Raw genomic sequence first — 17358 nt, 5'->3', positions numbered from 1 at the left:
ACCGATAGATGCAGAGAATTCGATACTCTAGATACCTGAAATCGATCATTATTTTGCTTGACCTTATGGTTATTGCATCTATCTTTATATTCTTTTTTATAAGCAGAAATGAAAATTTAAAATACCACAAAGAAACCTGGTATCAGAATGTTTTTTCGCTGATTTTACTGTTTTTGTTCTGGGTGCTTCTCAGCGGTAGGACAAAAATATACAATATCCCGAGAAACCTTACCTATACCCTGTTTCTGGAAAGGCTTTTAATTCACTTCCTGTTCTTTATACTGGGAGTGCTGCTTATAGGAAAGGTGAGCAACAACGTTTTCTTCAACTCAGATATTTACTGGCTTTCGTTCTATCTTTTGGTTTTTATTTTTCTCGCAAAGTCACTTATTTATTTTGCGATCAAATATCTCCGATCACTCGGGATCAACCATCGAAATGTAATGTTTCTGGGAGATAACGATTCTACGGAGATTCTGAAAAATATATTTAAAGACCGTAAAGATTACGGATACAGGATATTTGAATATGAAAACCCGGAAATTAAAGTACCCGACTTAGTCAGTTTTTGGAAAAAGAACGGAATCCACACTTTGTTTTTATCTACAGAAAATTCTTACGACGAAAAAACAGAAACGGAATTATTCAAACTGGCAGAAGACAATAAAGTTCATGTCTCATTGATCCCGAGTATTACACAGAGCGATTTTTTCCTTTATGATCTCGGTTACATACAGACACAACCTGTTCTCAGCCAGGCCAGATATTCATTGGATTATTATTCCAACTTTCTAATGAAGAGAACATTCGATCTTTTCTTCTCCATCTTTGTTTTGGTATTTATCTGCTCGTGGGTATTTCCAATTATAGCTCTATGTATTAAACTGACCTCTAAGGGACCTGTTTTCTTTTTACAGAAGAGATACGGTTTTCATGAAGAAGTATTTAGCTGCATTAAATTCCGGACCATGGTGGTAAATGACGAATCTGCAACAAAAACCACTTCAGAAAATGATTCAAGAATTACCAATATTGGTAAATTTTTAAGAAAAACCAGCCTCGATGAGCTTCCTCAGTTTATCAATGTACTGAAAGGAGAAATGTCTGTAGTGGGTCCTCGCCCTCATATGCTGGCGGTTGATAATTATTACAAACCAAAAATCGGAAGATATAGCTTAAGAAGTATGGTAAGCCCGGGGATTACAGGACTTGCACAGGTAAGCGGTCTTCGCGGTGACTTTGGAGATGTGGAAGTAGAAATGAAAAAAAGAGTATTGGCCGATGCCTTTTATGTAAGGAACTGGAGTTTTGTACTGGATCTGGTGATTATTTTAAAAACCGTTCTATTGGTAATAGGTGGGGATAAGAATGCAAAATAAAAACGGAAGGTAAAAATTAAAGACAGGAAAATTTTAACATTATTCCGCCCTTCAGTCTCATCTTCAACCCTAGCCTAATTCAATAAAAAAGTCTAATTTAGCAGTATGTTAAAAAAGTTTTTCACAGCAGTAGGGGAATACATGATCCTTTTAGGAAAATCCCTGCAGAAACCCCAAAAAATGAGGGTTTTTTGGAAGCTGTTCATGAGAGAAATTAATGATTTGGGAGTAAATTCTTTCGGACTTGTAGTCTTCACTTCAATATTCGTGGGGGCTGTAGTGGCGATCCAGATGTTCAATAATTTTGATGCATCTTCGTTTCCCATTCCTCCATCATTTGTAGGGTATGCAACAAAAGCAGTCCTTGTACTGGAATTTGCCCCTACTATTATCAGTTTGATTCTAGCAGGTAAAGTAGGATCTTATATTGCTTCCAGTATTGGAACAATGAGGGTTTCCGAGCAGATTGACGCCCTCGATATTATGGGGGTAAACTCACCCAACTTCCTGATTTTCCCTAAAATTATCGCCTGTATGCTTTTTAATCCTCTCTTGATTGCCATCAGTATTGTGTTTGGTATTGCAGGAGGTTACATTGCAGGGATATTAACCGGCAACTGGACTACAAACGACTATATCACGGGTATTCAAATGTATATGCCTAACTTGTTTATTTATTATGCATTTACCAAAACCACCGTTTTTGCATTTATTATTGCAACGGTCCCTTCTTATTTCGGGTATTCTGTAAAAGGAGGATCTCTTGAGGTAGGTAGAGCCAGTACACAGGCTGTGGTATGGACAATGGTATTTATTATCATTTCTGAATTAATTCTAACCCAATTAATATTAAGCTAATGATTGAGGTAAAAGATCTTAAGAAAAGTTTTGATGATGTTGAAGTACTTAAGGGAATATCAACATCATTTGATAAAGGAAAAGTAAACTTAATCATTGGGCAAAGTGGTTCAGGGAAAACCGTATTTCTAAAAAGTCTCCTGAATGTTTATATGCCTTCATCCGGAGAAATCCTATTTGATGGCAGGGATATCAACACGATGACCAGAGATGAGAAGCAGCACCTCCGTTCAGAAATCGGAACCGTATTTCAGGGAAGTGCCTTATTTGATTCATTAACAGTGGAAGAAAACATTATGTTTCCACTGGATATGTTTACCAACCTTACCTATAGAGAAAAGAAAAAAAGAGTGTTTGAGGTGATAGGAAGAGTTCACTTAGACAAAGCAGATAAAAAATACCCTTCAGAAATTTCCGGAGGAATGCAAAAAAGGGTTGCCATTGCAAGAGCCATTGTAAACAATCCTAAATATCTGTTCTGTGACGAGCCCAACTCAGGTCTTGACCCTTACACGTCTAAAGTAATTGATGATCTTCTGTACGAAATCACGAAAGAATATAACACCACAACCATCATCAATACACACGATATGAACTCCGTGATGACGATTGGCGAGAAAATTGTATACCTGAGACTAGGAATCAAAGAATGGGAAGGTAACAAAGACATTTTGATTACTGCAGGCAATAAAAATCTGATTGATTTCGTTTATTCTTCAGAACTATTTAAAGAGCTGCGAGAATATTTACTTGAGAATAATAAAACGATTGAAAATACAATTACAAAAATAGACGATAATGAAAAAGGTACTTAGTGTAGCGTTAATAGGGTTTTCAATGTGGGCTTCAGCCCAGATTTCTCTGGCAGGTAAAGCCAACCTGATATTTCCGACAGGTTCTCCTTCATGGTCAAATATTAAAGGGACTGTGAACGATGCCATCAGCGGATCAGGAAAAAACAATGTAGGTTTCAACGTGGGACTTTCTTTGAAAGTTGGTCTTCCTACCTCACTGTTTGTAATGCCGGAAGTTTATTATACTCATTTTAAGAATGAGTTCACAACGGAGAATACTACTTTCGATGTTAAAAGCAATCGTATTGATGTTCCTGTTTTATTAGGATATAACCTTTTAGGCAATATGTTAGGCGTTTTTGTAGGTCCGGTTGGAAGTTTTAACCTGAGCAAAGACAATACCTACAATGATTTCAAGGAAAATGCTAAAAATAATTTTACGGTAGGGTATCAATTTGGTGCTCAACTTGAAATTAAAAAGCTTATTCTTAATGCAAGATATGAAGGAGCTTTTAGTAAAGATGAAAGAAACTTCATCAATAGAGTTTCTGGTTCGGAAATCAGATACGATAACAGACCTAACCTGTTTATGGTAGGTTTGGGATACAAATTCTAATCCACACTATCGAAAATAACAACTATAAAACCCTGAGATCTAGATCTGAGGGTTTTTATTTTGACTTTCAAGCTCTGCCTGACGTTTTGCAATTTCGGCAGCCTGCTTTTCAAGCTCTTCTTTGTCTTTTTGCAGTTGTTTGAATTCTTTTCTTTTCTGTTCTTCTTTTATCGCACTTCCTTTACTTACATATCCTACCATTCCGCCGATGATAAGACCAATTCCAACTCCAGCCATCACTCCCATAATATGAGACATGGTAATTTTTTCAACGGTAAAGTCAGTCGTCAGGTAAAAAAGTAATGCAGATACTGCTAAGAGAATAAGTCCTGTGATTGATAAACTCTTCATAATATTGTGTTTAGGTGTTTACATAAAAAAGCCTTACCAAATTTACTAAAAATTTAATAAGGCCTTACTCAAGATTAAAATTCTAATTATATTTTTCCTCCCGCAGCCTTATAATACTCTAATGCTTTCGGTAGATCTTTGTTGATATCAGAGATTCTGGTTTCCGGATTCGGGTGAGTAGACAGGAATTCCGGCTGTCTTGATCCTGAAGATGAAGCTTCCATTCTGTTCCAGAAAGGAATGGCCGCTCTTGGATCATATCCTGCCATAGACATTAGGTAAAGCCCCATTTCATCTGCTTCTGACTCCTGACCTCTTCCATATTTTAACAAAGCAACCTGAGAACCGATAGGGTATACTTTTTGGAAAACACTAGCCCACTGTGCATTCGAAATAGCCCCTCCAAGCAAAGCTCCTCCATACTGAGCCATCATAGCCTGAGAAATTCTTTCGTTACCATGTCCTGCCAATGCGTGAGAAACCTCGTGTCCCAATACTACTGCAAGTCCGTTATCATCTTTTGTAACAGGTAAAATTCCTGTATAAACGGCTACTTTACCTCCCGGCATACACCATGCATTTAGCTCATTGCTTTGCAGAAGATTAAATTCCCAGCTATAATTCGCAAGGTCCGCAGATCTTCCAATATTCTGATAATATCTTTCTGCAGCACTTTTAATTCTGTTTCCTACATTTACCACTCTCTTTGCATCTGCTGTGCCGGTAATCACTTTACCTTTAGACAATGTCGTCTTATACTCCTGAGCAGACATTGTTAAAATTTCTGAATTGTTGGCCAGCTGTAATGAGGACCTTCCCGTAATCGGGTTGGTAGTACAGGCAGTGACCGATAGAGCAATTGCTCCAATTCCTAATAGATGTGTAAATTTCATACGTTTGAGTGTTAATAATTCAACTTTAACAATTTTTATTCCAAAATAATCAAGAAAGGATATATTTGCATACATTTTGCTATTTAAATTTAATAATTATTTCAGTTATGAAAAAGTATATTCCCATTCTGATGTTTTTTGGATTTCTGTTCTTTTTTCAGAGCTGTGCCTCTCAGAGCTCAGCAGATCCAAAGATAGTGAACGCGTTAATAGATTCTCAGGAGTTTACCTTCCATGCGGAAAGAGCGAACCCTACCAACTATGACGTAATCAATGTATTGGGCTCTATGCCCAACGCTACCTCTACAAGGATGCTGAACCTGGACGGAAGCTATACGATAGATGTAAGCAAGAATAATCTGGATGTGACTTTGCCTTATTTTGGAAGATTGTTCAATGCAACATATGGAAACACAGCGAATAACAGCTACAGATTTACTTCAAAAGATTTTACCATCAATAAGTCTCAAAATAAAAAAGGAAAATGGATCTTAAGAATTAAGCCGAATGATGTGAGAAATGTAGATGAAATTATTATTGAAATCTTCAAAAACGGTAAAGCATTTGTTTCTATGAAAAGCAATGACAGACAACCGATTAGCTATGATGGGTATATTTCAAAAAGTGAGGTAAAACAGGAGAAGGAAAAACCTTAACCTTTATTTCTATCAGATAAAAATTTTTCAACAAATAATTTTGCTTCAGTACTTGGATTGGAAACCATTTCTGAAGCATTTTTTTTGTGCATAAAGTAAGCTTCTTCTACCTCATTATTCCTTTTCATTAAAGAAAGAACATATTCCTGCACCCAGTATTCAAACCGTTTCTCTGCCTGCTGAACGCGGACTTCTTCAAAACGGCCGGTTTTCTTTTTCAGATCAATAAATTCCGAAATTTTATCATAAATATCTTTCAGGCCTTCATTGTGTAAGGCTGAGCCCAGTAAAACGGGTATTTTCCACTCTTTTTCTTTGGGAGGAATAAAATCCAAAGCTCTTTTTAGCTCAAGTCTTGTATTTTTAGCTTTTTGAAGATTATCCTGATCAACTTTATTGATGAAAATAAGATCTACCATTTCCATGATGCCTCTTTTTATCCCCTGAAGTTCATCACCGCCTCCAATGATTTTCAGAAACAGGAAAACATCTGTAATATCGGCTACAAGAACCTCAGACTGTCCTACTCCTACTGTCTCAATAAGAATATAGTCGTATCCTGCGGCTTCACAGATCATCATCGTTTCAAAAGTTGTATTGGCCACACCTCCTAAAAATCCTGAACTTGGAGAAGGGCGAATGAAAGCGTTTTCCTCTTTAGCCAGTTCCTCCATTCTGGTTTTATCTCCTAAAATGCTTCCTTTATTGATGGAAGAGCTGGGATCAATGGCGAGAACAGCTACTTTTTTACCTTCTTTAATAGCCAATCTTCCGAAACTTTCTATAAAAGTAGATTTTCCAGCTCCGGGAACTCCTGTTACTCCTACCCTTACAGAATTTCCGGTAAGCGGCATTATTTTTTTGAGAAGTTCTTCTGCCTGTATTCTATGTTCTGCTTTTTTACTTTCAACCAATGTAATAGCTTTTGCAATCAGGCGTTTGTTTCCTGATTGTATTCCTTCTATTAGCTCTTCTGTAGAAAATTTCATTGATTCAAAAGTAATAATTAAAATGGGAATGGTCAATAGCCAGAATCCAATGAATAAATAAAATGTTTATGTAGAAAATTATCATTTTATTATAGGGTATAATTTTAATTTTATTTCTTCTAAATTAAAACTGCAACCGCCTGTATCAAGGGCTTTAGGAATTTATTACATTTGTTATATAGCAAAAATAAGAAACATGAAAAAACTCTTCGCTGCGGCATCGTTTACAGCCATTCTGTTGGTATCCTGTACACCGAAGGCAAGCACCTCTTCTGCAACTCCAGGGACTATAACATCTACTGCAGAGCAAATTGCTCAGGGAAAAACAATTTTTGAAAACTCTTGCGGAAGATGCCACAAACTACCGGATCCGGCCTCCCACAATCCTGTACAATGGGTAGGAATTATGAATTCCATGGCTCCAAAAGCGAAACTGACAGATGAGCAGCATCAGTGGGTTTACGACTATATTGTTTCTGCAAAGAAATAATCATCAACAAAACAAAATATGGGTATGAAAAAATTAATCTTAAGCGGCTTTGCAGCATCTGCCTTTTTGGTTTCCTGCGGGCCTAAAAGTACGGCAGTAACAGGGCCAAAGTATACCTCATCCGAGCAATTGGCTCAGGGAAAAACGATCTTTGAAAATTCCTGTGCAAAATGCCACAAATTACCAGAACCTACGAAGCATGACAACCAGGGATGGATCAACACTTTAAGCAGAATGGCTCCTAAAGCTAAGCTTAATGATGAGCAGCATCAAATGGTGTATGATTATCTGATCTCTGTGAACAAAAAATAAGCTTTCTAAGGAAAGCTTATTTCTTTTAATTTTCAATAAGTTTAAACTGATTAGTCAGTTTTTTTTACCGTTCTTGTTCTGGTTACTTTTGCTTTAACCAATTTTTCTCTGTCTTCAATGATTTCAAGTGCTGCACGGTTGTAAGCAAATTTTTTAGCTTCTTTAAGGGTTACCAAAGCCTGCTTGTATTCAAATTTTCTTTCTTGCAGAAGAGACAGGCAGTTCAATATTTCCGACTTATCAATCCCTTTGAGTTGTAAGGCAAACTCAATTAGTTTTTCTGCTTCTTTGTAATCTTCGTTACTCAAAAGACATTCAATATAATATTTGGGGGTATTGACATTTCCGATATTGCTCTGCATGGCTTCATCGAAGTATTTTTTTGCGGTTTCATAATCCTTTAATTCCTCTGAATACACTCTTCCCATCAGGCAAAGACTATCTGCATCTTCAGGTTCATAGGATAAAGCATAATTGAGCGCATCCATACATTCAGAAAGATTGAATGAGAAATAGTCCAGCGCTTCAAAATAATATTTACTTTTAGTTAAGGTCATTTTCGTAATTTTTTAATTCATTTTTCAGGACATTTCTCTGTTTTTTGAAAGACCTGTCTACATAATTTTTCTTAAAATCTGTACCGGAAAATGTTCTCACAGGATTTCCCCTCTGTACCCTCAGATGGTGGTTCCAGGTTTCCTTCATCTTCTCTTCCAATGCCTGAATATAACCTGCCATTAACCTTTCTTTTAATCTGATAACAGACAGTCTTTTATTCTCCAATTGTGAACGGGAGTCCTGTACAAAGACAGATTCTTTACTCGGAATATGGGTTGCCCGCACGGCAGTATTTACTTTATTAACGTTCTGCCCACCACTTCCCTGGCTTCTGACTGCCTGAAATTGGATGTCTTTTTCGTTGAATTCAATTTTTTTTATATGTTCAAGTTCAAAGATTCCAATAAACCAGTTGCTCCTTTTATGAAGTTTTCTGAATGTACTTTTGCCTATCCAGCAAATACTTCCCAGCCAGTTCTGTAAGAAATCCGGAACTTCTTTTCCTTTTAAAAGCAGGGTTACTGATTTTAATGTTAGATTTTCATCACCATTTTCGCGGTGGATGATTTCGTATTCTATATTATTGTGTTTCGCTTCTTCAAGAAAGGTCTTCAGCACTTTGGCTGTCACCCACTGGCATTCTAAAGGCCCTCTTCCCGAAGTGATCTGTATTAATTTTTCCATGTTATTTTGGGATTTTGCTTAATAAGGGATTTCCTACCGGATCTATTCCCTTCTGTAATAATTCTTTTGCAGCCATTACTGCCCAACACTTATCGCTGGAGTGGATATTTCTGTAGAATGAAAGTAAAACATCGGGCTTTACCACTGTAAATCCGTTTGCTTCGATGGTTTCGAGATCATTCTTCTCAAAAAAATCGATTGTTATTCTATGAAATTTACCATTCTCCAGTTCTACTGTTTTTTCATATCTGCGAAAGTTTTCCTGGCTTGGCAGATGATCGTAGCGCGTCCAGACTTTCTGAAAGCCTTCTTCCTGCAAGGTCATCACAACCGTAGTGACGTTTTCTTTTTTTACAAAAACATCAATATCTTTATGATCATGAGCGTGTTTATATTCAGTATGTCCTTTTTCAGACATAAAATGCCACGCCCAACCTCCTGATATGATGACATTATCTTTTAATTGATTTAAAATTTCAAGTCCCAGCCTGATTCTGAATTCCGGCCAGACTTCTCCGTATCTTTTTATATTATGTGGTGCTCCCATTTTTTGATTCTTTATATTATCGATCCATTCTTACAATTCTCGGTTGAAATGTTCCCAGAATGTCTACCAGTTCACTTTGAGCATTCATCACTTCATGAATGTCTTTGTAGGCCATGGGTGCTTCTTCTGCATTTCCGCCCATTAAAGTGACATTCTTCAGTTTGAGCTCTTTCTTGATATCATGCTGAGTGAAAAGGCTTCTGCATTCTCCTCTTGAGTGTGCTCTACCCGCCCCATGTGAAGCGGAGTTCAATGAATCCGGATTTCCTTTTCCGCGAACGATAAATCCTTTTGCGGTCATCGATCCGGGGATCATTCCCAATTCATTTTCATTGGCAGGTGTAGCTCCTTTGCGGTGAACAATCACTTCTTTTCCGTTGTGAATTTCTTTCCAGGCAAAATTGTGATGGTTTTCTATTCTGGCTTTTACTCTTCCCCCGACTGCTTTTACAAGTCTCCTGTGAATATCATCATGACATGCTGAAGCATAATCTCCTGCAAGATTCATGGCTGTCCAGTATTCCAGGCCGAGATGAGTATTCAGATCTAGCCATGCGAAATTTTGTGCTTCTTTAGGCAACGGACACTGTTCTGTAGCCATTCTTGAATAGTACTGGGCAATTTCAGCTCCCAATCCTCTTGAACCGCTATGTGAAAGAATACCCAGATATTTACCTTTTGGTAATCCTATCTGCTCGTCTTGTTCTGTGATTTCCACTTCTCCGAATTCCACGAAATGATTTCCTCCTCCTGAGGAGCCCATCTGCTTGATAGCTTTTCCTTTTAGTCTTCTCAGAATAGGAATCATATCGAACGTATCCCTATCGAAAATCTCATGATCTATATGAGATTTGTGCGTTTCATACATTCCGAATTTTGTGTGCTCGGCAATAGCTTTCTCATATTTATCTCTTGCTCCTTCAAGATATGAAATAGGTGTATCCAAAATACTAAGGCTCATTCTGCAGCCGATATCCATGCCCACTCCGTAAGGAATCACGGCATTTTCTACGGCAAGAACACCTCCGATCGGAAGCCCGTAACCGCTGTGCGCATCGGGCATCAAAGCGCCCTGCATTGAAATTGGAAGTTTCAAGGCGGTGTACAGTTGATTTTTAGCTTCCTCTGAAATATTGTTTCCAAAAATCTGAAATGACGCACGGTTTGCATTAAGCATTCTTTTCTCGGTTTTCTTGGATAAAAGCAAAGCTTCTGCGATTTGTCCAAAGGTTAAATCCTTTTCGAATTGCTCCGGATTCAACAAAATTTCTTTCAAAAGAGATTTTACATGGTGTATATTTTTGGTTGCAAAATTTCTTTTCATGACTTCCAGTGCTACATTGATACTTTGATTGTTTGGATAGCCTAATTTTAATATATCTTTTCCTTTTAGTTTTAAATTTCCCATTGTTTTTGTTTTAAATAATAGTGGACTCACAAGTCCAAAAAGCTTTCTGCAATTTCTGTTGCAGACATTGCGCAGGAGCTATATTTCCTGCTTGTGATAAGATCAGTATCTTCTCTTTTGGTTTGCCATGCGTAAGATTTACCATAAATAGTTTTATGAATAATCCCTGCAACTTTGTATTGCCCTAAATAAGCCTCAAGCTCTGCAGTTTCCTTTTCCAATTCAAAGTCTACAGGTTTATAATGAGTAATCATATTGGGTCTTATTCTTAAGATAAATCTCCATGGTTCAATAAATTTGTAGTAAGTATCTTCCCTTTTTCTGATAGGACAGTATTCATCTTCTCTTAAAAAGTACTGCCTTTCTCTGGCTGTAAGTACAAATTTTGTATCGGTCCAGGAGGTGAAAGAAATACGTTTAAGCTTCTGGTCTTTTTCTACATACATTCTTCTTCCCAATTTTCTTTTTTTCTTTTTCAGAAACTGGCGGCTTTCGGAATACATATACGTATTGATCTTCTTTAAAACTTCATCAAAGAATTCTCCATCTTTGGATCTCATCACATCATCTCTTACAACAAAGAACCTTACAAATCCTCTTTGATAAGGATTTTCTAAAGGAATCCAAGGAATATTTATTTTTATATTCCTCAGTTCTTCACTACGCCGATATCTTTTTATTATCTGCTTTATTACATCTTTTTTTATCGTTCTTTTTCTGCTTCTCACACTTCTAAGGAGGAAAAGCAAAAGGTTATTATTTTCCATATAAGACACAAGACGTCAGTTACAAGATCCAAGGTTATGGATTTGTTCTGCATCTTATCTCAACTAATTTGTTAGTTGAATGGTTTAACAATGGACACTAATAACATGAGGATAAAACCTCATCTACCATGCCCTTAAAACACTAAAAAGATTTCGGGGGAAACTAAATTTGAGTTTGAAATATTGCGCAATAAAAAACCCGAAATCTCTACGACTTCGGGTTTTGATATTTCGATATACTGTTATTCTATGAGTGTACCAAACCACGAAGCCTCGCCTTTGCAAAAGGCAATCCTACTGTTGAATGTAGATTAAATTTGAACATTGCTTCGTTGTTTTTAAATGGTTAAACTTGATTTTCAGATGCAAATATATAAAATTTTCTGATAATCAAAATATTTTTTTCACTTAAGGTGAATAATGCTGAGGAAAACAGCGTCAAAATGCGCTTTTACTTTTTCAATATCAGCAGTGACTTTGGAAATCTGTATATTTTGTTCTTTTTTACTTAACCCCATACAAGAGCAATGATAAAAAAGAAGCCTACATAAAGAATAATCTTCTTTGTAGGCTTTATATTATTTTTAAAATTCATGGGTTGTGCTTTATTCTCTGGATTGAAATTAAAGCTTTTTTAGTTTTATTTTCCTAAAAATCTTTCCAGAATTTCTACTGCACATTTAGGAAGGTTGGTACCAGGGCCGAAAATAAAGTCTGCTCCATTTGCATAGAGGAATTCATAATCCTGCTGTGGAATAACGCCTCCTACAACGATCGTAATATCATCTGCACCGAGTTTTTTCAATTCTTCTACGACTTGAGGAACCAGCGTTTTATGTCCTGCAGCCAGGGAAGATACTCCTAAGATGTGGATATCGTTTTCAATAGCCTGTTTGGCTACTTCTTCCGGAGTTTGAAACAAAGGAGCAACATCTACGTCAAATCCCATATCTGCAAAGGCGGTAGCCACTACTTTTGCGCCTCTGTCGTGTCCATCCTGGCCCATTTTAGCCACCATTATCCTTGGGCGGCGTCCTTCTTCTTCTTCAAACTTTTGAGTAAGATTAAGGGCTTTTTCAAAGTATTCATTTTTACCTGCATTCATGGCGTATACTCCAGAGATGGTTTTGATGTTTGCTTTATATCTTCCAAAGGTTTCTTCCATAGCATCGCTCATTTCACCAAGAGTCACTCTTCTTCTTGCGGCTTCAATACACAGTGCCAGAAGATTTCCTTTTCCTGTTTTTGCACTTTCACGGATTTCGTTTAGAATTTGTACTACGGCTTCAGAATTTCTTCCTGCTTTTATCGTATTCAGTCTTTCGATCTGTTTTCTGCGAACTTCTGTATTATCAATATCAAGAATTTCTATTGCTTCCTGTTTTAAAGAAGATTTGAAAGAATTTACCCCAATAATGAATTCTTCTCCACTATCGATCTTTGCCTGCTTTTTTGCGGCGGCTTCCTCGATTCTCATTTTTGGAATTCCAGCTTCGATCGCTTTTGTCATTCCCCCTTCCTGTTCTACTTCATCAATATACCTCATCGCTTCTTCAATCATCTGTTGCGTAAGGCTTTCTACGAGATTACTTCCTCCCATTGGATCTACTACATCACAGATTCCGCTTTCCTGCTGAAGAATAATCTGCGTATTTCTTGCAATTTTTGCAGAATAGTCTGTTGGAAGGGCAATCGCTTCATCCAAAGCGTTGGTATGCAACGACTGCGTTCCTCCTAATGCGGAAGATAGTGCTTCGATGGCTGTTCTTGTGATATTATTGAAAGGTTCCTGTTCTGTCAGAGACCATCCTGAAGTTTGTGAATGGGTTCTTAAGGCAAGGGATTTTGGATTTTGCGGATTAAACTGTTTTAAAAGGTTAGCCCAAATATATCTTGCGGCACGCATTTTAGCGATTTCCATGAAGTGATTCATCCCGATTGCCCAGAAGAATGATAGTCTTGGAGCAAAATCGTCAACGTTCATTCCTGCTTTAATTCCTGTTCTTACATATTCAAGACCGTCTGCTAATGTATAGGCCATTTCCAGTACGGGGGTGGCTCCAGCTTCCTGCATATGGTATCCTGAAATAGAAATAGAGTTGAACTTCGGAATATTCTGTGAAGTGTATTCGAAAATATCTGCAATAATCTTCATGGAAGGGGCTGGCGGATAGATGTACGTATTCCTCACCATAAATTCTTTCAGAATATCGTTTTGAATGGTTCCTGAAAGAAGCTCCTGCTTTACTCCCTGTTCTTCAGCTGCAACGATATAAAAAGACAAAATAGGAAGTACGGCCCCGTTCATCGTCATGGAAACAGAAATCTGATCTAGAGGAATCTCATTGAAAAGAATCTTCATATCTTCAACAGAATCGATGGCTACTCCGGCTTTTCCTACATCTCCTACAACTCTTCCATGGTCTGAATCATATCCTCGGTGGGTAGCGAGGTCAAATGCTACGGAGAGTCCTTTTTGACCTGCAGCAAGGTTTCTTCTGTAAAAGGCATTGGATTCTTCTGCAGTGGAGAAACCGGCATATTGGCGGATCGTCCATGGTTTTTGTACATACATTGTAGAATACGGCCCTCTGAGGTAGGGTTCAATTCCTGGAGAAGTCTGTGTTAAAGATTCGTCTTTTACATCTTTTTTGTCATAGGATGATTTGAGTTCAAGTCCGTCTTTCTCAAAGTTATAGATTTCTCTCTCTTGAGGTAACACTTTAAAATCCGGAGTTTTCACAGAAATTGTTTTTCGCATTCCAATTATTTTTGTCCCCGTAAAGTTAATTTTTTTGAACGAAACACAAAATATCCGTTAACATTCAGTTTTTCTGATGTTTATTACACAAAAAAGGCCGGACAAATGCCCGGCCTTCTGTTATTTGTATAAGGTTTACTTATTTTTTGATAAGCTTAGTATTGTAAGTGTCTTTCTCGTCTTTGATTGTCACTACATACATTCCTTTGATTAAAGAAGCAACGTTAATTCTTCCCTCAATTTTACCTTCCTGAACTAGTCTTCCGTCAGCAGTGTAGATTTTGTAATCTGCCTTTCCTTTAAGGTTTCTTACTTCTACGAAAGTGTCCGCAGGGTTAGGATAAATAGATACTTCTGATGCTTTTGGACCTTGTGCTTCGTTTACTGCAAGGTTAGTATCTGTAATTTTTACAGAGAAATCTTTAAATGATCCCTGTGAAATTACTCCACCTCCCTGTACAGGAACTGAAGGGCTACCACATGGACCAGTAGCAGCATTAAAGAAAGTATTCGCAACTCTCATTCTCAATAGTTTATCTCCAGCATATGCAGTAGTAGGAACAGTGAATACCATAGTACCTGTATACTGCCCATTTGAAGGAGGAACAGTTGTCTTAGAACCTACTTTTTCAGAAGCTTCAAAAACTCCGTTTCTGTTAAAGTCAATCCATACTTCCATTCTATCGTTATAACCTGCTGTGTTACCAACATTGAAATAAGATAATGTATACTGAGTTCCTTTTGTTAAGTTAACAATTTTAGTTACATCTTCTGTAAAGTCCTGATAAGTACTGAAGATAGTCTTATATGTCAATTGAGAATATGCTAAGTTCGCCAAGTTTAATTGAGCCAAACCACTGTTAAAGCTAAAGCTTGCAAAACTGTTTCCACCTGTTGTCATTAGACAATAGTCTGAACCAGTTCTCAATCCTTTTGTTTTAAAAGCATACATTGAAGAGAATGCACCTGATACACTGTTTACAACAGCGGCAACTTGCGTTTCATAGCTTGTTTCGTCTTCGAGACCTGATATTAACACAGAATTTGTAGGACTTGTTGTATTCTGCCAGTTTGTCTCCCCTGCTTTTCTGTAGTTAATTGAATAAGTAGCTCCCGGTACACTATTCCAAGATAGTCTGGCGGAAGTTCTGAATATCTCTTTATCCTGAGCAAAAACTCCGAGAGGTGCTGCTGTAGAAGATGTTGGCGCTGTTGCAACATTCACTTGAGGAGATACTGCATAGAATATATTGCCCACAGCCGATATTCTTAATTTTATATTTCCAGTTAATCCGGATGGCATCTGTGCAGTATAGCTTCCAGTATTGGGAGTAGAAGCAACAAGTTCTGTCCATGATGATCCATTAGTAAGATCGGTAGTATACTCAATCTTTACATTAGATACATTATAAGGTGCTGCATTTGTATTAGCAACATCCCATAATATAGTATTGGAGGCATTATTGTAAAGCACAGTAGAAATTGTAATACCATTAAATTTAAATGGTCCATCATTCCCTACTGTAACTGTTGTTTCAGCAGATACCAACATTGGTTTATCTACATTCTCATCTCTAACAGTTACCGCATATTTAAGTACCCTTGGAATATAAGAAACAGTTTCCCACTTTGTTTTATCTGTTAAAGATCCACCCATTACTATTGGAAGACTTGGGAAATATCTTCTTCCACTTGTTGTTCCGAAATAAGATCTTGTTATAGCACCTTGAGCATTATATCCCCAACCGCTATCCCCAGAGATCGAGTTGTAAGAATCAACACTATCATACTGCTCCCATGTATATTTAATAGGATCATTATCTGTAGCTGTAGCATCTAAATAATATGCTGTACCTTTTGGAATACTGTAAGCCGTAAGAGGAGAGATTACAGGCGGTGTATTAGTTGTGATATTTTCTGATGTACCACATGTAGTCTTACTATCTAAGCTATTAAGAACCTGGTTAATAGAAGAATAATGAAAATAAGCATCCGTATAGTCTTGAACATTATCTCCAGTAATTCCGGCATACCCCATAATAGTTGTTCCACCTCCTGGTTCAATGTTTACACCAGAACCTTCCGATACGTGTGAAAAGGTGTGGTTACCTCCCAATTGGTGACCCATTTCATGGGCAACATAATCAATATCAAAAGAATCCCCTACTGGGTTTGTATTTTGTGTAAAAGCAGAACCTTTTGCTAATGTAGTATTAGTAGCCGGGTTAACACATGTAGATCCTATTGAACCTGCATTTCCATTTCCTCCTGCCGCATGAAATACGTGTCCCATATCATAATTCCCATTTCCTACCTGCTGAGTAAGCATCTGTTGAAGCTGAAGATTCAGAGAAGGATCTGTAGCGGTTACTGGAGGTGTATAAAAGTCAGTAGCTGGGTCGGTAGCAATAATATTAGGAAGATCTTGAATAATTAGCTTAATTCCAAAATCTTTCTGAAAAATACCATTTACACGACTCATTGTAGCATTCATTTGCGCTACCGTATTGGCAGTTCCGCCATTTGGATCGAATTTCTTAGTATATTCACCTGTAACAGCTAAGGCTAATCTGTAAGTTCTGAATTTTGTACTTGCAGGTCTATTTGTAATCCCTACGTTAGAAAGGCTTTTTTTACCATTAAACTCTAAAGCTTTTATATCTTTAATGTTTTTCTCTTCTGTTGTACATTCAAAGCCATGATCTCCTTCAGTTCTTTTCGTTTTATAGAAAACACCATATACCTGTTTATCTGTAGTAATAGGCTCTATAAACTGAAATTTCCCATCTTTAATGATCATAGACTGCATCTCAGTAGGTGCAGTACTGAATCTAATATATTTAGCGGGATCGTCAATTCCTACCCCTACATAAGATCCTAACTGATATCTGTCAGCCATCGATTTCTCCATTACAGGATCACTGTATACGGCAAATCTTTCAATTTTCCCTTCTGCTGTAGGTAAAGAAACAGTAACAGCCTGAGCTCCTTTTCCTGTTTCTACAGCATTCTTTAAAATATTTCTAAGAGATTGTAAATCTACTCTGTAGGAGTACTGAACTTCTACTTCTTTTCTGATTTGAGACGTTTTTTGCGAGGCCGGCTCCCACCTTTGTGCATTAACATTGGACAACCCTGCCGCCAATGCACAAACTAGTAAAATTCTTTTTTTCATAATTACCTAATTGAGTAAAAAATAGTAAAATTTAAATATCCGAGCTAAAATTAATAATTATATTCAAATAACCACTATAAAAAAGCGACTAATTTCAATAAATCAGTCGCCAAAGTTTTA

At 37.2% G+C, this 17358-nt stretch carries 17 protein-coding genes; 7 read left to right on the top strand and 10 right to left on the bottom strand.

From position 1 onward, the window contains the following. Positions 1 to 8 precede the first annotated feature (8 nt). The 4 genes from ACL9RH_RS20120 (at position 9) to ACL9RH_RS20105 (ending at position 3647) form a co-directional block, all read left to right on the top strand. Complete coding sequence (locus ACL9RH_RS20120; protein ID WP_422695120.1) at positions 9 to 1379, top strand: exopolysaccharide biosynthesis polyprenyl glycosylphosphotransferase; 1371 nt, start codon at positions 9 to 11, stop codon at positions 1377 to 1379. A gap of 105 nt (positions 1380 to 1484) precedes the next feature. Continuing rightward, positions 1485 to 2237 (top strand): MlaE family ABC transporter permease, encoded by a 753-nt coding sequence (locus tag ACL9RH_RS20115; RefSeq protein WP_422695119.1) that lies wholly within the window; start codon positions 1485 to 1487, stop codon positions 2235 to 2237. Next, positions 2237 to 3052 (top strand): ABC transporter ATP-binding protein, encoded by an 816-nt coding sequence (locus tag ACL9RH_RS20110; RefSeq protein ID WP_422695118.1) that lies wholly within the window; start codon positions 2237 to 2239, stop codon positions 3050 to 3052. The genes ACL9RH_RS20115 and ACL9RH_RS20110 overlap by 1 nt, the downstream gene beginning before the upstream one ends. Further along, on the top strand, positions 3036 to 3647 hold the full coding sequence (locus ACL9RH_RS20105; protein WP_422695117.1) for an outer membrane beta-barrel protein: 612 nt from the start codon (positions 3036 to 3038) through the stop codon (positions 3645 to 3647). The genes ACL9RH_RS20110 and ACL9RH_RS20105 overlap by 17 nt, the downstream gene beginning before the upstream one ends. A 39-nt stretch (positions 3648 to 3686) precedes the next feature. Here the strand turns inward: ACL9RH_RS20105 and ACL9RH_RS20100 are convergent, their stop codons facing one another. Further along, positions 3687 to 3998, bottom strand: a complete 312-nt coding sequence (locus ACL9RH_RS20100) for a hypothetical protein (protein ID WP_422695116.1) — start codon at positions 3996 to 3998, stop codon at positions 3687 to 3689. 86 nt (positions 3999 to 4084) lie between these two features. After that, positions 4085 to 4891 carry a M48 family metallopeptidase gene (locus ACL9RH_RS20095; protein WP_422695115.1) on the bottom strand — a complete coding sequence of 269 codons (807 nt, stop codon included), beginning with the start codon at positions 4889 to 4891 and terminating at the stop codon, positions 4085 to 4087. A gap of 107 nt (positions 4892 to 4998) precedes the next feature. Here ACL9RH_RS20095 and ACL9RH_RS20090 point away from each other — a divergent pair, with 107 nt between their 5' ends. Next, positions 4999 to 5547 (top strand): DUF4251 domain-containing protein, encoded by a 549-nt coding sequence (locus tag ACL9RH_RS20090; protein ID WP_422695114.1) that lies wholly within the window; start codon positions 4999 to 5001, stop codon positions 5545 to 5547. Here ACL9RH_RS20090 and meaB read toward each other — a convergent pair. Beyond that, complete coding sequence (gene meaB, locus ACL9RH_RS20085; RefSeq protein WP_422695113.1) at positions 5544 to 6536, bottom strand: methylmalonyl Co-A mutase-associated GTPase MeaB; 993 nt, start codon at positions 6534 to 6536, stop codon at positions 5544 to 5546. The genes ACL9RH_RS20090 and meaB overlap by 4 nt on opposite strands. Positions 6537 to 6732: 196 nt before the next feature. On the opposite strand from meaB, the gene ACL9RH_RS20080 reads away from it, so the two are divergent. Continuing rightward, the gene (locus ACL9RH_RS20080) at positions 6733 to 7026 is read left to right on the top strand and encodes a c-type cytochrome (protein ID WP_422695112.1); all 294 of its coding nucleotides are present in this window, start codon (positions 6733 to 6735) and stop codon (positions 7024 to 7026) included. 24 nt (positions 7027 to 7050) lie between these two features. Next, positions 7051 to 7338 carry a c-type cytochrome gene (locus ACL9RH_RS20075; protein ID WP_422695111.1) on the top strand — a complete coding sequence of 96 codons (288 nt, stop codon included), beginning with the start codon at positions 7051 to 7053 and terminating at the stop codon, positions 7336 to 7338. Positions 7339 to 7388: 50 nt separating this feature from the next. On the opposite strand, the gene ACL9RH_RS20070 is transcribed toward ACL9RH_RS20075, so the two are convergent. The 7 genes from ACL9RH_RS20070 to ACL9RH_RS20040 all read right to left on the bottom strand — a co-directional run bounded on the left by ACL9RH_RS20070 (position 7389) and on the right by ACL9RH_RS20040 (position 17238). After that, positions 7389 to 7895 (bottom strand): tetratricopeptide repeat protein, encoded by a 507-nt coding sequence (locus ACL9RH_RS20070; protein ID WP_422695110.1) that lies wholly within the window; start codon positions 7893 to 7895, stop codon positions 7389 to 7391. After that, entirely contained in the window at positions 7882 to 8580 is a 699-nt protein-coding gene (prfH, locus tag ACL9RH_RS20065; RefSeq protein ID WP_422695109.1) for a peptide chain release factor H, read from the bottom strand. The genes ACL9RH_RS20070 and prfH overlap by 14 nt, the downstream gene beginning before the upstream one ends. A gap of 1 nt (position 8581) precedes the next feature. After that, entirely contained in the window at positions 8582 to 9127 is a 546-nt protein-coding gene (locus ACL9RH_RS20060) for a hypothetical protein (RefSeq protein WP_422695108.1), read from the bottom strand. A 16-nt stretch (positions 9128 to 9143) separates the two neighbouring features. After that, entirely contained in the window at positions 9144 to 10535 is a 1392-nt protein-coding gene (locus tag ACL9RH_RS20055; RefSeq protein ID WP_422695107.1) for an RtcB family protein, read from the bottom strand. Between the two features lie 26 nt (positions 10536 to 10561). Further along, positions 10562 to 11302, bottom strand: coding sequence for a hypothetical protein (locus ACL9RH_RS20050; protein ID WP_422695106.1), 741 nt, complete (start codon positions 11300 to 11302; stop codon positions 10562 to 10564). A 640-nt stretch (positions 11303 to 11942) separates the two neighbouring features. After that, complete coding sequence (gene scpA, locus ACL9RH_RS20045) at positions 11943 to 14063, bottom strand: methylmalonyl-CoA mutase (protein WP_422695105.1); 2121 nt, start codon at positions 14061 to 14063, stop codon at positions 11943 to 11945. Positions 14064 to 14202: 139 nt separating this feature from the next. Next, positions 14203 to 17238, bottom strand: a complete 3036-nt coding sequence (locus tag ACL9RH_RS20040) for a reprolysin-like metallopeptidase (RefSeq protein WP_422695104.1) — start codon at positions 17236 to 17238, stop codon at positions 14203 to 14205. Between the last annotated feature and the right edge of the window lie 120 nt (positions 17239 to 17358).

Source organism: Chryseobacterium sp. Mn2064 (assembly GCF_049319685.1).
Taxonomy (GTDB): Bacteria; Bacteroidota; Bacteroidia; order Flavobacteriales; family Weeksellaceae; genus Chryseobacterium.
The sequence above is the reverse complement of the archived record's forward strand: the minus strand, read 5'-3'. Positions and strand labels throughout refer to the sequence as shown.